This window comes from Exiguobacterium sp. ZOR0005 (assembly GCF_000798975.1).
Classification (GTDB): Bacteria; Bacillota; Bacilli; order Exiguobacteriales; family Exiguobacteriaceae; genus Exiguobacterium; species Exiguobacterium aurantiacum.
Genome location: NZ_JTLB01000012.1, coordinates 123,486 through 137,776, shown reverse-complemented (window position 1 = coordinate 137,776; position 14,291 = coordinate 123,486). Strand labels below are relative to the sequence as shown.

The following is a 14,291-nucleotide window of genomic DNA, read 5'->3' as shown; positions in this document are numbered from 1 at the left end:
TCAGGAATAGAATACACCAATCCTTTTAGTTTGTCTATCGAACAAACTAAGTTTATTTGAGAATTTTTTTGAACTTTCTCTTCGTGAGTTGGCTCACAGGTTAATCTGCCGTGAACTCGGGTACAGTCACAAAGACAAGGAGGGGACAAGATGGAAGTGAAAGCGTATCGATTTGAAGATGACGGTTCAATCCCGAACAACCCGTATTTCCCGGTGTTGTTATATAAAGAGGCGTTCACGGAGACCGATGCCATCCAGTCGACGTTCGAAAACAACGGTTGGGGCAACAGCTGGGTGAACGGCGTCTTCGATTATCATCACTATCACAGCAACACGCATGAAGTGCTCGGCGTGAAGTCGGGACGGGCCACGGTCCAACTCGGCGGGGCGACAGGGGACCTCGTGTCGCTACAGACCGGGGACGTCTTGATTTTGCCGGCCGGCACCGGACACCGACGGCTCGAGGCGAGCGACGACTTCGCCATCGTCGGGGCGTACCCGGACGGACGCGATTACGACACACTGACGGGGAGCCCGGAAGAACGGCCGGAGAACGTGAATCGAATCGAAGCGATCGACAAACCAGAGACCGACCCCGTGTTCGGGACGACTGGTCCGTTGCATACCGAATGGAACAAGGAGGAAACGACATGAACCGCATTCCACATTCATTGATTTTAGCGACATTGAAACAACAAGTGGTCGAGTTGCCGGACGGGCGTGAGGTGCGTACGCTCGGACAAGGCACGTGGCGGATGGGCGACGACGACTCAAAACGAACAGCTGAGATCGAGGCGCTCCAGACGGGGCTCGATTGCGGGTTGCACGTCATCGACACGGCCGAGATGTACGGGGAAGGGAAAGCCGAGTCACTCGTCGGGGAAGCGATTCAAGACCGGCGCGAAGACGTCTTCCTCGTCTCGAAAGTGTATCCGCATAACGCCGGCGGCGACAAGCTCGTCCAGGCGTGTGACGCCACGCTCGAACGGCTCGGGACGGACTATCTCGATCTTTACTTGCTCCACTGGCGCGGCGACATCCCGCTCGAGGAGACGGTCGACGGACTCGAGCAGCTGAAAGCGGACGGAAAGATCCGGGCGTGGGGCGTCTCGAACTTTGACGTCGACGACATGAAAGAACTGCTCGCCTTGCCGAACGGGAAACACTGTGCCGTCAACCAAGTGCTGTACCACCTCGGCAGCCGCGGCATCGAGCACGACTTGTTGCCGTTCCTGACAGAGCAGCGCATCCCGATTATGGCGTATTCGCCGCTCGCCGAAGGCAGCGACGTGAAAGAGAAAATCTTCAACGACGAGACGGTGAACCGGATCGCCGAGGCGTACAGCGCGACACCGACTCAAATCTTGCTCGCCTGGACGACGCGGAGCGGCAACGTCATTGCCATCCCGAAAGCAGGGCAGGCGGCGCACGTCGAAGAGAACGGCGCGGCGATGCTCCTCAACTTGAGCGAGGACGACTTTCAGGCACTCGACGAAGCATTCCCACCGCCGAGCGGGAAAGAGCCGCTCGATGTGATTTGACGAAAATGGGTGAGCCTTCGGGCTTACCCATTTTTTATGTCGACTTCAGAGAAGATGAACGTCGTCTTCGTATGCGCGTAGGGAATCGCGTCATCGATGAACTGCTCGGCTTCGGCGAACGTGGTAAAGCGCATTTTCAGGAGGAAACAAGCATCCCCAGAGACCCGGTAGCAAAATGCGATGTTCGGATACGCCTGAAGGAAACGGGTGAACGCCTCGTAGTTGCCGTTCTTCACGGTCGCCTCAATCAGACAATGAATCGGTTGGCCGAGTAATTCGTGGTCAAGCTCGATCGTATATCCCTTGATGACACCGAACGATTCGAGCCGACGGACGCGTTCGCCGACGGACGGGGCCGACAAGTTAATACGACGTCCGAGTTCACTCATCGACAGACGGCTGTCTTTCGTCAATTCATCCAGCAGAAGACGGTCCGTTTCATCAATTTTTAGCATCGAATGAATTCCTCCTTATCTCGTTCTGTTTGATATGTATTGTATCGTGAACACATTATGGATGGAATGGGAAACACGACACATGCCTTCTATACTTGGAGAAGGGGGGTGTTGAAATGAGTCGAATCGAACCAGCCCGTAATGGTGATACGCCATTCGAACGATTGCTCGGACACGACGAGGACTTGATGCGACATTGGTCCGCACTCGGAGACACGTTAGCAGCCGACGGGAAACTGTCTGCCGCATTGAAAGAACAAGTGCGACGGACGCTCGCGCAACAGAACGGATGTGACTACTGTAAGGCGAAAGGGAAGCCTGAACCGGAAGCGTTCGATGAGCGAATCACACTCGCCGTCGGATTCACTGATGTGTTCATCCAACTGAAAGGCGATACGCCGGCCTCGTCGATCAGTGTGCTCCAAGATGTTTTCACGGATGCCGAAATCAGTGAACTCTGTGCCTTTATCGCCTTCATGACAGCCTCGCAATACGTCGGAGCGATGCTCGGATTGGAACGAGAAAACCCACTCACGTCAACGTGAGTGGGTTCGTTTCAGTTCGCGAGCGGATGCTTCAATAGATAGTCTTCAATCTGGTCGAGCGTCTCTTTCAACACGCCGTCCTCGAAAGGCGACTTGAGCCCGGCGAGGTCGACGAGCTCGAGGAACGAGCGGCTGCCGCCGGCCTGGCAGAGCGTGAGGTAATCGTTCCATGCCGACTCGCGGTCCTCATGCATGCGCACCCAGAACTGGAACGCGCACACTTGGGCGAGCGTGTAGTCGATGTAGTAGAACGGGCTTTGGAAGATGTGTCCTTGTTGGTGCCACCATGCGCCCGACTCGAGGTATGCGTTCTCCTCATAGTCACGGTGCGGGAGGTACACCTTCTCGAGGTCACGCCACGCTTGGCGACGCTCAGCGGCCGTCATGTCCGGATTCCGATAGATGACGTGCTGGAATTCGTCGACGAGGACGCCATACGGTAAGAACGTGACGCTGCCGGCGAGGTGGTTGAACTTGTACTTGTCGACTTGGTCGCCGAAGAACAGCTCCATCCACGGCCAACAGAAGAACTCCATCGACATCGAGTGGATCTCACACGCCTCGTACGTCGGGAACGCGTATTCCGGTGTCGTCAAATGACGGCTCTCGTACACTTGGAAGGCGTGGCCGACCTCGTGCGTCAGGACGTCGATGTCCCCGGCCGTGCCGTTGAAGTTCGAGAAGATGAACGGCAGTCCTTCCGACGGCAAGTACGTGCAGTAGCCGCCGCCCGATTTGCCCGGTTTCGCCGTCAAGTCGAGGGCGCCGCGCTCTTGCATGTATTGGAAGAACTCGTCCGTCTCGCTCGAGAGCTCACGATACATCGTGTTGCCGCCTTCGATGATGAACGACTCGTCGCCTTTAGGCGTCGCGTTGCCGTCCGGGAAGACGAACGACTCGTCGTAATACGTGAGCGTGTCGACGTCGATGCGCTTCGCTTGTTTCTGTTTCAAGCTCGAGGCGAGCGGGACGATGACGTCACGCACTTGTTTGCGGAAGTTGGCGACCATCGACTCGTCATAGCCGACGCGCTGCATCCGGGCGTAGCCGAGTTCGACGAACGACGGGAAGCCGAGGGCGTGGGCGATTTCGGTGCGGACGCGGACGAGTTCGCCGTAGATACGGTCGAGTTCGTCACCGTTGTCGGCGAGGTATGTATAACGCGCCTCGGACGCCGCTTTTCGTACCGAGCGGTCAGGGGACTGGAGATACGGTCCGAACTGGGACAAGTTGAGCGTCTTGCCGTCGAACTCGATCTGTGCGGCCGACATCACTTTTTGATAGCTCGTCGCCAGACGGTTCTCTTCTTGCAGTTTCGGGATGAGTGACTCGTCGAACGTCACGAGCGCCCGTTCCGCGAGTTCGAACAGTTGGGTGCCCCATTCCTTCTCGAGGGCGCTCCGAAGATCGTGCTCCGTCAAGACGCGGTAATACGCCTGCACTTCTTTCTCGTACACCGGCAGCGCGTCATCGAAGAACGTTTGCTCGGCCTCGTAAAAAGCATCGCGCGTGTCGACCGAATGGCGGATTGCGACGAGCTGGCTTTGCGTCTCGAAATCGTTCCGTTCTTGATTGATTTGGCGAATGAGTTCGTTCGCTTCTTCGAGCGTGCTCGCTTGCTGCAATTCGACTGAATAGTCCGACAATCGGCTGTTTAAAGCGTCCAAGTCGGGCCGTTCATATGACAATTTTGTGAAAGTCGTCATTGTAAGCGCCTCCATGATGTGAAATTTTTATAAAGTGTAAAAAGGGCTTGCAAAAGCGATTGCACACTCGTATTCTTACGATGTGTAAACGAATTCGCACTACCTTATTACAACTATACCGTTTATAGGGTAGGGATTGAAGTAGGAGCTTTTCGGGTATAAAAGCTAAGACTTTGATTAACAGAACATGTTGGAGGGATTAAGCTATGGGATTCTTTAAAAAACTTTTTGGTGGTAAAGAAGAACAACTTAACGCGGTTTCACCGCTTACAGGGAAGGTCATCGACATCACGAACGTTCCTGACCAAGTGTTCTCACAAAAAATGATGGGTGACGGCATCGCCGTCGAGCCGACAGATGGTAAAGTCGTCTCACCAGTCAACGGGACAATCGCAACGGTGTTCCCGACGAAACACGCGATCGGCATCAACGCGGACAACGGTGCGGAGTACTTGATCCACATCGGTCTCGACACGGTCAACCTTAAAGGTGAAGGCTTCGAGACGCACGTGACTGAAGGTCAAGCGGTCAAAGCAGGCGACACGCTCGTCACGTTCGACCTCGACTTCATCAAAGCGAACGCGCCGTCGACGATCACACCGGTGATCATCACGAACCACGACAGCTTCGCTGTGAACAAACTCGTCGCTGAAGGCGACAACGTCACGGCTGGTTCTTCGGAAGTCGTCGAATTGACGAAGAAATAAGTCGAAATTGTTACTCGGAGGCGTCTGCTTCCGAGTATTTTTTTGTCGTTTCGGGAACTATAATGGAAGAGAGGGGGAGAGGCATATGGATGGAAAAAATGCACCGTACCGGGGTTACGGGGACCGGATCCGGATTTTGCGTGAGCGGGCCGGCATCTCGATTGAAGCACTCGCCGAGCGGATCGGTGTCGCCCCGTACTTCGTCCGCCGGACCGAACTGAGTGAAGTGTACCCGACGATGCCTTACATAGAGGCGCTCGCCGAGGCGCTCAAAATTGACGCGAATTACTTGGCGCGACACATTTGGACCGGGGAATCGTTAAAAGTGCTCATGAAAGGCAAGGTACCTGAGCTCGAACAGATGAAACTCGCCTACGACGAGGCGATGCATGGGAAGTCGACCGAGGACATGCAGCACGAGCTCGAGGCGCGGATGCGCATCTTCGATTTGATGCACGAAGAAGAGTTGCGCCGCATCTTCGCGGAAGACGAAGAACCGACGAGCCATCACGCGCTCGAGGCGCTCGTCGACGCTGTGCTCGACCTTGGCCGGGCTCAGGACACGTCGCACCGAATCGTCCCGTTCGCCCGTTACGTCGACCGGCTCGTCCCGGAGCAGTTCACGGATAACTCGTTCCAGTACGCAGAGTTCGGGTTGAGCGATAAATCGTATAAGTTGCAGTGAAAAAGCAGCCGTTCAATGTGAACGGCTGCTTCTCGTTTAGCGCGACATGCGCGCTTCATAACGGACTTTCGGTTTCGTCCCGGCGAGTAAGAAGCCGAGGACGATGTTGAGAATCGTGAGCACCCAACCGACGTAACCGAACGTGTAGGCGAGGCTCGCGAGCATCGTCTGCCAGTCGAGTAAGGATGCGGCATCACCGCGAACGGTGAAGCGGATGATCGTGAACCCGATGAGCGTCGTCGCCGTGATCAAGATCCCGATCCACGCCCCGCCGAAGCGTGACGTCTCGGCACGGCGGCTGACCGGGTACCAGAACGCGAGCGTCCCGAGGAACGTGCTCCCCGCGTATGCGAGCAAGATTTGCCACAACGCATCCGCTTCCAAGAAGACGGTATAACAGATGAACGTCGTGAGCGTCGTCATGAATGTAAAAATCAAAGCTGCGAGTAATCGTGATCGCATAGTTCGTTTCCTCCTCATTTTGCACATTCTTTAGAGTATACGAAAACGAAAATGCTGTAAACGTTATTGACGATTCTGTAATATTTGTCGCCATTGTTTCATCGCGTTGTTGCCATAGAACAAGACACCGCCGCGATAAAACTTCGAGCCGACCCACAAAATCACACCGATCGAGCCGAGCATGATCCCGATCGAGAGGGCGACTTCCCACACCGGCACGTCGACGAGCATGACGCGGAGGAACATGAGCATCGGCGTGAAGAACGGGACGAACGACAAGATTGTCACGAGCGGCGCGTCCGGGTTGTTCAAACCGAACATGGCGGCGAGGAACCCGGCGACGAGGAGCATGATGACCGGCATCGTCATCTGTTGCGACTCTTCAACGCGACTGACGAGCGAGCCGAGGACAGCGAACATGGCCGCGTAAAGCAAATATCCGAGCGCGAAGAACGTGAGCAAGTAGAGGACGGCGCGCGCGTTCCCCGCATTGTCGATGACCGACTGGGCCATCTCGTTGCTGCGGGCGCTGAAGTAGCCGAACCCGAGGAAGATCCCGATTTGGAACAGGGCGAGCGTCCCGATGGCTGAAATTTTGGCGAGCATGTGCGTCACCGGATGTGTCGTCGAGATGATCAACTCCATGACGCGCGACGATTTCTCGGTCGTCACCTCGGTCGAGATCATCGAGCCGTACGTGATGATCGAGACGTACAAGAGCATGAGCATGACGTAGACGAAGGCGAACGACGAGAACAGCTCGTCCGAGTTCTCACCGCCGCGGCCGAGGTATGACTCTTCGATCGGTACCGGTTCGTTGAGCGAGGCGACGACGGCCGGATCGATGTTTGACGTCTCGATCAACTCGGCGTTCCGCACTTCGCGGAGCGCTGTTTGCAAGAGCGTCGTGAACTCCGTCTCCGGGCGTTCCGATAAGACGCGGGCCGAGTAGCCGTCGATGAACGCGACGACCTCGTAATCACCGTTGCCGAGCCCTTCGCGTGCCTCGTCTTCGGTGATGTCGGCTGACGTGACGTCTTCATAGCCGAGCGACTGCATGACCGTGGCGAGCTCGGCGTTCTCGGTGACGAGGACTGCCTGCGCGCTGTCCGTGTCTTCAAAGTTCGACAAGATGCGATCGATGTTCGTGAAGCCGAAGATGAACAAGATCGTCAGCAACGTGGAGATGAGGAACGCCTTCGAGCGCAGTTTCGAACGAAGCGTGAACGAATAGAGTGGTCCGAAGTTATGAAACATGTTGGCCGACCTCCTTGATAAAGATGTCATTCAATGAGACGGGTTGACGCATGAACGTCTTGATGGAAGCACCCGCTTGGACGAGGGCACCGAGCACGGCGTCACTGTCGTCGAACGAAGCGAGACGGACAAGGTGGCCCGTCTTATGCGGTTCGACCGCTCGGACGAGTGGCAGCGCCGTGATGACGTCGATCCGATTCGTCTCGAGGAAGAGGACGGGCTCTTCATACCGTGATTTGATCGTCGTGACGTCGCCGCTGACGACGGCACGGCCGCCTTTCAATATACCGATGTGTTGGCACAGCTCCTCGACGTGCTCCATCCGGTGGCTCGAGAAGACAATCGTCGTCCCGGCGTCTCGAAGGGCGAGCACTTCCCGTTTCAAAATCTCGACGTTGACCGGGTCGAGGCCGCTGAACGGTTCGTCTAAGATGAGCAGTTCCGGGTTGTGGATGAGCGCTGCGACGAGTTGGACTTTCTGTTGGTTCCCTTTAGACAGCTGTTCGACGCGCATTGTCTCATATTGCGGGATCTCGAGCCGTTCGAGCCACGACTTGACGGCCCGTTTCGCCTCGGCCGAGCGCATGCCTTTTAAACTTGCGAGAAAGACGAGTTGGTCGCGGACGGGCGACTTCGGATACAGTCCGCGTTCTTCCGGCAAATAGCCGACGAGGCGGTGGTCGACGGCGCGGCCATCCCACGAGATGTTCCCGTCACTCGGTTTCAAGATGTCGAGGACCATCCGGAACGTCGTCGTCTTCCCGGCGCCGTTCGCTCCGAGCAAACCGTACATTTCTCCTCTAGGGACGTGAAAGCTTAAGTCATCGACGGCCGTGAAGTCGCCGAATTGTTTTGAGACGCGGTCAATGTGTAACGTCATCTATATACCTCCTCCAAAAAAGTGTCTACCCTTAGCGTACGCCAACGTGAGCAAAAAGTTTCACTTTTGTTTGAAAATGATTTATCTTGAAATCAAGATAATAAAAGGAGGACATCACATGAAGCTACAATCAGCGGGCATCCATCACATCTCGGCGATGGTTAAAGAACCGCAACGCACGATCGACTTTTACGGCGACGTCCTCGGACTGCGGTTCGTCAAACAGACGGTCAACTTCGATGACCCGGGGACATATCACCTCTATTTCGGGGATGAGGAAGGGACGCCGGGGACGGCGATCACGTTCTTCCCGATTCCCGGGTTGAATCAAGGCAGCGTCGGCAGCGGGCAAGTCGGTGTCACGGCGTACCTCGTGCCTGAAGGGAGCCTGACGTTTTGGGAAAGCCGGCTGAACGCGCACGGCGTCGGCACGGTCGCGACCGAACGGTTCGGCGAGCCGTCGCTCTTGTTTGAAGACCCGGACGGACTCGTCGTCGAGCTCGTCGCACGGAGTAGTTCGAAGCGGACGAAATGGGTCGTGCCGGGCATCACGACGGACGAGGCGATCATCGGATTCGCCGGCGCGACGTTGTTGTCGAAACAGCCGGAGGCGACGGTGCGGCTCATGACCGAGTTGTTTGGCTTCGAGAAGGTCGGGGAAGATTCGGAATGGGTCCGGCTCATCGGGTCTGCCGACTACGGCAACGTCATCGACGTGAAAAAAACCGTCCTCCCGAACGGGGTTCCGGGGACGGGTACGGTTCACCATATCGCTTGGCGCGTCACAGATGGCGCGGACTACGGCACATGGCAAGACGCCATCTTCGAACGAGGGCTCCGGCCGACCGAGGTGAAAGAGCGGCACTACTTCCGCTCGGTCTATTTCCATGATGAGGGGCGCATCTTGCATGAGCTCGCGACGGACGCCCCGGGCTTCCTCGTCGACGAGACGATCGAGTCGCTCGGCACGGCGTTGCAACTGCCGGACTGGTTCGAGTCGAAACGCGACGCCATCACGAACACGTTACCACCTATCACGATTCCAAAAGGAGAGATACTATGATTCATCAATTCATTAAAGGCACGACCGAGGCGACGTTCGTCCTCTTACACGGCACAGGCGGGACGGAACAGGATTTGATTCCGCTCGCGAAAGAACTCGACCCGAACGTGAACATCCTGACGCTGCGCGGGGACGTCCTCGAGAACGGGATGTCGCGCTTCTTCCGCCGCCACGCGGAAGGCGTGCTCGACCTTGAGGACTTGAAGAAACAGACAGAACGGTTCCTTGCGTTCCTCGACGAGGCGGCCGCGGAGTATGGGATCGACCGCGACAAGATGATCCCGCTCGGCTATTCGAACGGTGCCAACTTGATCGGCTCGGCCCTCTATCGGGAGAACGCGTTCAAGGCGTCGCTCTTGTTCCACCCGATGGTGCCCGACCGTTCGCTCACGCTCCCGAGCCTGTCAGGCGCGAACGTGTTCATCTCGGCAGGAGAGCGCGACCCGATTTGCCCGAAAACAGAAACAGAAGAGCTCACATCGACACTCCGGACAGCCGGGGCGGACGTCGAGCTCTTCTATCACGGAGGCGGGCATGAACTGCGAATGGAGGAAGTCGAGGCGGCCCGGGCGTGGGTCACCTCATATATCGGTTGACGGTCACGCCATCTTCTTCGGCTTCGAAGGCCGTGAGTAGACGACGAGCACACCCCGATCAATCAAATAGGCGGCGAACAGACGTTTCGCCTCTTCAGAACGGACAGTTCGGTCGATGTGGATATACAATCGGCCGAGCTTTTTTTGTGACGTGCGGGTGAGGAGCCAAATCGAGTCGAGCGTGTACTGCCAGCTCTTGAGCGTGTCGGCCCCGATGTAGAGGTAACGGTTCGAGGTGCGCTCGAGCAAGTAGTTGAGCCACCAGACGTCGCGGGCGAGTTTCATGGCGACACCGACTAAAAACGAAAGGCCAAGGAGCGACAGGGCGTTGACGATCGGATGCATGGCGGTGAACCGCTCACGGAGCGGTTCGAAGGCGACGATGAACAGTCCAACGGAAAAGGCGCCGATGAACCACCAAAATCCGAAGTTAGAGAATGATCGTTTCGGGTCATGGACCATGTGATGACGGTTGCGGATGACGGAAGACATTCTCTACACCTCCTTTTTTAGAATATTCAGACTATTTAGTAAAACTACTATACTATACATTACCCAAACTCGTCTATTTGAATACGCGATAAACGTGCTGCTTGATGAGCATTTTTTGACGAAATCGCTTGTCGGCGATGAAATGTGGGAATGATGACAGTGACGTCATCATTTTTTCGTGAATTCGTAATTTTAGGAAGGCGAAAAATCGGCTATGATAAGTGAGGAAAAAATTGTGGGCGGGTGAATCTCGATGAAGAAGATGAAAGTCGGCGAGTTACGGACCGAGTTGAAACAGTTCGACCAAAACGAGTTGATTGAGCTAATCGTTGGATTATATAAACAGCATGCCGATGTGAAAGTGACGCTCAATCGCTATTTCATGGAAGGGTTCGAGGGCGAAGAAATGGTCCGACTTTGTAAAAAAATCGTCAAACTGACTGAAGGTAAAGCATCCTACTTCGCGAACTTCAATCTGTTGCGTGAAGGGGCGGCCATTGTCAAAGAGGCGGAGCGTTTCAAGGACAAGTTGCTTACGGAACGGGTGCGCATCTTTTATCTCACTCACTTTGCGGGATACGTCGCAAATGTCGGCCAGATGCTCGAACGACAGGCGCCACGTGAACTAGAGGTGTTCTTCAACCATTTCGAGAAAGTGATGGAGCTCATCCAGCAAGACCCGGGACTTTTGTTGCCAATCGAGGACGAGGTGGGCGATATGCTCGAGGAACTCCCGCTCGAACAAAAGGAAGACATCATCGCTTTTTGGGAACATCAAAAAGAATGGGCGAGACAACAACTAGGAATTTGAGGAATGTTTATGCGAAACCATTGGTACGACAATATTAAAGGCGTGCTCGTCCTGCTCGTCGTGTTCGGTCATTTGTTGACCGATGTGCGCGGCGCCTATGACGACTTGTTGCCGAATTGGATTTATTTATTCTTATACACGTTTCATATGCCGTTGTTCATCATGCTGAGCGGTTACTTCTTCCGGGAGAACCGTTATTTGCGCGTCATCCAACTGTTCGTCGTCTATGTCATCTGGCAAGTCATCCTCGGTTCGTGGTTCGCCTTCACCGAGGGCATCCCGCTCTTGTCGATCGACAATCCGGGACTGAACGTGTTGAAGCCGTACTGGGCGCTCTGGTACTTGATGGCGATCATCATCTGGTACGTCATCACACCGTACGTCACCCAGTTGAAAGGGTACGTCCTGTACGCGCTGTTGTTCGCGCTGTTGTTCGGCTTCCAGGCCGAGTCGACCGGATTCTTCGCGCTCCGGAAAGTAGTCATGTTCTATCCGTTCTTCTTGATCGGCAACTGGATGAGCGCGCGTGACACGTTGAACTTCTTCGAGCTCCCGAAGCGCGCCGAGCAACGAAATCGTTACCGTATCGGCGGGGCGGCCGTCTTCACGACGCTCACGCTCGGTCTGCTCGCCTCGATGAGCTTTCAAAAAGAAGACGCGTTCTATCATGTCGGTAACTTGTTCAAGTTCCGCTTCGCCTATGAGACGGCGGTGCCGGAGGCGATGTGGAGCGGCCCGTTCGCGTTCCTCATCGTCTACACGGTGTCGCTCCTCATGGCGATCAGTTTCGCCCTCATCATCCCGGGGCGCGAGTTGCCGGTGTTCACGAGGGCCGGCAAGTACAGCCTGTACGTCTACTTGGTGCACGTCTTCCTCGTCGTCGGATGGAAAGCGTTCGTACCGGCCGCGTTCATGCCGACGTCATGGCTCCAGCTCCTCGTCTTGTTCGGGGTGGCGTTCGCGATCGTCCTCCTCATCATCAGTCCACCCGCGGTCCGGCTTTTGCGTCCGCTCGTCGAGATCGATGTCCGGCGCGTACAGGACGATCGGGCGACAAAGGCGTAAACTCTTTTCTAAACGCGCGTTTTCCGCTACACTTTACATTAGGGTAACGAAACTAGAGTTAAGGAAGTGACACCATGCCATACGGAAATGGAATGAACAGTACTGAAGGAGACGTCAACGTCTCGCGCCACGTCGTCGAAATGATCGCCGCCGTCGCGGTGAAAGAGACGAAGTACGTCTCGTTCACGCAAGAAGACACGAAATTGTCGGAGCGCGCGCTCATGAAGCACGTGAAAGTTGATGAGACCGAGGAAGGCGTCGTCATCCAGCTCGCGGTATACGTCGCGTACGGGCAGTCGATCATCAAGACGATCACGGCCGTCCAAGAACGCATCACGCAAGACATGGACACGATGCTCGCGATGACACCGCTCGCCGTCAACGTGAAAGTCGTCGGCATCCAATTGTAATGATGATTAGAAGGGCGACCATGCCCTTCTTTTTATTTTTTTCTGCGAAAGCGGTTGCATAGATGAGTCGATATCCGATATAATAGAAATCGAACAAGTGCAACCGTTTGCATCGATGACCAACGAGCAGCGGGTACTTGTCAAGTTCCCTAAATGTAGTCTGACGACAGAAACATTTGAAGGAAAGGCGGAAAGCATGTATGTCAACGATTGAAGCAGTCATTTTCGATTTGGACGGTGTCATCACCGACACCGCGGAGTACCATTACCTCGCTTGGAAACAACTCGGGGAAGAGCTCGGCATTCCATTTGACCGTGAGTTCAATGAGACGCTAAAAGGCGTGAGTCGTACTGACTCGCTCGAACGCATCCTTGCGCTCGGCGGAAGACAGTCTGACTTCACACCGGCTGAAAAAGCGGAACTCGCGAACAAGAAGAACGAGCATTATGTTGAACTCATTCAGCACATCTCTTCTGACGATTTGCTACCGGGCATCGTTTCATTCCTCGATGAAATTAAAGAGGCTGGTCTCAAAATCGGGATGGCGTCCGCTTCAAAGAACGCATTCGCGGTCGTTGACGCACTTGGCGTCCGTCATTACTTCGACCACATTGTCGATGCAGCAACTGTCGCCGACTCAAAACCACATCCCGAAGTGTTTTTGAAGGCTGCCTCTGCCCTTGGCGTGAAACCCGAACATGCCATCGGCGTTGAAGACGCAGCCGCAGGCGTGACTGCGATCAAAGCGGCAAACATGTTTGCTGTCGCCGTCGGGGAAGAGTCGATGCTCGGTCATGCAGACCTCATCGTTTCTTCGACCGACGAACTCTCGCTTGGACGCATCCTCGAACGCATCCGAGCGTAAAGACTACAATCATCTTCCGTGAGATGGCGACTGCCCCGAACAGTCGCCATCTTTATTTTTTTGGGTAGAAAGTCCCTAATAGACAGATATGCCCAAAAACTAGATGACAAGTACATTACAAATCCGTTACACTTTTATATGGAAACAAGGAATTATTAGAAATTCTTGATTTAAAATAGGTAATCAAGGGTTTTAAATGGATGTAGAAGGGGATTTGTGCATGGAAACTACGAACGTCAACGAACACATCTATCGGGAACTGATGGAGATCGAGGAGTCGTATCGTCAATTGCAACGCCGCGCCGAGTATTTGATCTCGGAGCTGAGCCGGGATAAAAGAGAAGATGACGTCATGTCGGATGCGACGAAACGGTTGCGCCCACGTCGTGTTAATCAACGTTACCCGCTCGAAGTGTACGTCCATCAAGTGACGGATTTATTGAAAGAACGGAAGACGATGAGCGTCCGGGATATCCAGATGGAGCTCGAGCTCCGCTACCGGCACCATATTAGCAATATCTATCAGCTTATGGTGAAAATCGAGTCGGTGAACCCGGAAATCAAGAAAATCGGCCGCGGCCTCTATACATATGAAGCAGCTGAGAACGTCACGACGGAACCAGCGCACGCATGACTTTTGCCCGACGAAGTACTCGTCGGGCTTTCTTGCCTGTAATATTTCTGATACGATTTCGGTGACGGGAAATATGCTATAATTCGCCAGAGTCTATTTTTATTGAGAGAGGAACT

General features: G+C 54.8%; 18 protein-coding genes. 12 read left to right on the top strand and 6 right to left on the bottom strand.

What is annotated here, in order from left to right; all coding sequences use genetic code 11:
- The first annotated feature begins 150 nt into the window (after positions 1-150).
- Positions 151-654 carry a cupin domain-containing protein gene (locus L971_RS04370; protein ID WP_047374489.1) on the top strand — a complete coding sequence of 168 codons (504 nt, stop codon included), beginning with the start codon at positions 151-153 and terminating at the stop codon, positions 652-654.
- Entirely contained in the window at positions 651-1,541 is an 891-nt protein-coding gene (locus L971_RS04365) for an aldo/keto reductase (protein WP_047374487.1), read from the top strand. Before L971_RS04370 ends, L971_RS04365 begins: the two co-directional genes overlap by 4 nt.
- A gap of 23 nt (positions 1,542-1,564) precedes the next feature.
- Here the strand turns inward: L971_RS04365 and L971_RS04360 are convergent, their stop codons facing one another.
- Positions 1,565-1,996, bottom strand: a complete 432-nt coding sequence (locus L971_RS04360) for an Lrp/AsnC family transcriptional regulator (protein WP_024370521.1) — start codon at positions 1,994-1,996, stop codon at positions 1,565-1,567.
- Positions 1,997-2,112: 116 nt separating this feature from the next.
- Here L971_RS04360 and L971_RS04355 point away from each other — a divergent pair, with 116 nt between their 5' ends.
- Complete coding sequence (locus L971_RS04355; protein WP_024370520.1) at positions 2,113-2,541, top strand: carboxymuconolactone decarboxylase family protein; 429 nt, start codon at positions 2,113-2,115, stop codon at positions 2,539-2,541.
- A gap of 11 nt (positions 2,542-2,552) precedes the next feature.
- On the opposite strand, the gene L971_RS04350 is transcribed toward L971_RS04355, so the two are convergent.
- Positions 2,553-4,247, bottom strand: a complete 1,695-nt coding sequence (locus L971_RS04350; RefSeq protein WP_024370519.1) for a M3 family oligoendopeptidase — start codon at positions 4,245-4,247, stop codon at positions 2,553-2,555.
- A gap of 206 nt (positions 4,248-4,453) precedes the next feature.
- Here L971_RS04350 and L971_RS04345 point away from each other — a divergent pair, with 206 nt between their 5' ends.
- Together L971_RS04345 and L971_RS04340 are read left to right on the top strand one after the other, a co-directional pair.
- Positions 4,454-4,954 carry a PTS glucose transporter subunit IIA gene (locus tag L971_RS04345; protein WP_024370518.1) on the top strand — a complete coding sequence of 167 codons (501 nt, stop codon included), beginning with the start codon at positions 4,454-4,456 and terminating at the stop codon, positions 4,952-4,954.
- 85 nt (positions 4,955-5,039) lie between these two features.
- The gene (locus L971_RS04340; protein ID WP_024370517.1) at positions 5,040-5,639 is read left to right on the top strand and encodes a helix-turn-helix domain-containing protein; all 600 of its coding nucleotides are present in this window, start codon (positions 5,040-5,042) and stop codon (positions 5,637-5,639) included.
- Positions 5,640-5,675: 36 nt separating this feature from the next.
- Here the strand turns inward: L971_RS04340 and L971_RS04335 are convergent, their stop codons facing one another.
- The 3 genes from L971_RS04335 to L971_RS04325 all read right to left on the bottom strand — a co-directional run bounded on the left by L971_RS04335 (position 5,676) and on the right by L971_RS04325 (position 8,238).
- Complete coding sequence (locus L971_RS04335; protein WP_029334529.1) at positions 5,676-6,101, bottom strand: hypothetical protein; 426 nt, start codon at positions 6,099-6,101, stop codon at positions 5,676-5,678.
- Positions 6,102-6,164: 63 nt separating this feature from the next.
- Positions 6,165-7,358: an ABC transporter permease gene (locus L971_RS04330; protein WP_047374485.1), complete on the bottom strand. Its 1,194-nt coding sequence runs from the start codon at positions 7,356-7,358 to the stop codon at positions 6,165-6,167.
- A complete protein-coding gene (locus tag L971_RS04325; RefSeq protein WP_047374483.1) occupies positions 7,348-8,238 on the bottom strand; it encodes an ABC transporter ATP-binding protein in 891 nt (296 codons plus the stop codon). Before L971_RS04325 ends, L971_RS04330 begins: the two co-directional genes overlap by 11 nt.
- Before the next feature lie 118 nt (positions 8,239-8,356).
- Between L971_RS04325 and L971_RS04320 the strand changes: the two genes are divergently transcribed.
- Together L971_RS04320 and L971_RS04315 are read left to right on the top strand one after the other, a co-directional pair.
- Positions 8,357-9,301 (top strand): VOC family protein, encoded by a 945-nt coding sequence (locus tag L971_RS04320; protein ID WP_024370513.1) that lies wholly within the window; start codon positions 8,357-8,359, stop codon positions 9,299-9,301.
- Positions 9,298-9,897 carry an alpha/beta hydrolase gene (locus L971_RS04315; protein WP_024370512.1) on the top strand — a complete coding sequence of 200 codons (600 nt, stop codon included), beginning with the start codon at positions 9,298-9,300 and terminating at the stop codon, positions 9,895-9,897. Before L971_RS04320 ends, L971_RS04315 begins: the two co-directional genes overlap by 4 nt.
- Before the next feature lie 3 nt (positions 9,898-9,900).
- On the opposite strand, the gene L971_RS04310 is transcribed toward L971_RS04315, so the two are convergent.
- Entirely contained in the window at positions 9,901-10,389 is a 489-nt protein-coding gene (locus L971_RS04310) for a hypothetical protein (protein WP_024370511.1), read from the bottom strand.
- A 253-nt stretch (positions 10,390-10,642) separates the two neighbouring features.
- On the opposite strand from L971_RS04310, the gene L971_RS04305 reads away from it, so the two are divergent.
- From L971_RS04305 to L971_RS04285, 5 genes are all read left to right on the top strand, one after another.
- Entirely contained in the window at positions 10,643-11,200 is a 558-nt protein-coding gene (locus L971_RS04305; protein WP_047374481.1) for a hypothetical protein, read from the top strand.
- Positions 11,201-11,209: 9 nt separating this feature from the next.
- Positions 11,210-12,265, top strand: coding sequence for an acyltransferase family protein (locus tag L971_RS04300; RefSeq protein WP_047374479.1), 1,056 nt, complete (start codon positions 11,210-11,212; stop codon positions 12,263-12,265).
- Between the two features lie 74 nt (positions 12,266-12,339).
- Positions 12,340-12,675 carry an Asp23/Gls24 family envelope stress response protein gene (locus L971_RS04295; protein WP_024370508.1) on the top strand — a complete coding sequence of 112 codons (336 nt, stop codon included), beginning with the start codon at positions 12,340-12,342 and terminating at the stop codon, positions 12,673-12,675.
- Positions 12,676-12,875: 200 nt separating this feature from the next.
- Positions 12,876-13,541 (top strand): beta-phosphoglucomutase, encoded by a 666-nt coding sequence (gene pgmB, locus L971_RS04290; RefSeq protein ID WP_024370507.1) that lies wholly within the window; start codon positions 12,876-12,878, stop codon positions 13,539-13,541.
- A 220-nt stretch (positions 13,542-13,761) separates the two neighbouring features.
- Positions 13,762-14,175 (top strand): hypothetical protein, encoded by a 414-nt coding sequence (locus L971_RS04285; RefSeq protein ID WP_024370506.1) that lies wholly within the window; start codon positions 13,762-13,764, stop codon positions 14,173-14,175.
- The last annotated feature ends 116 nt before the right edge of the window (positions 14,176-14,291 follow it).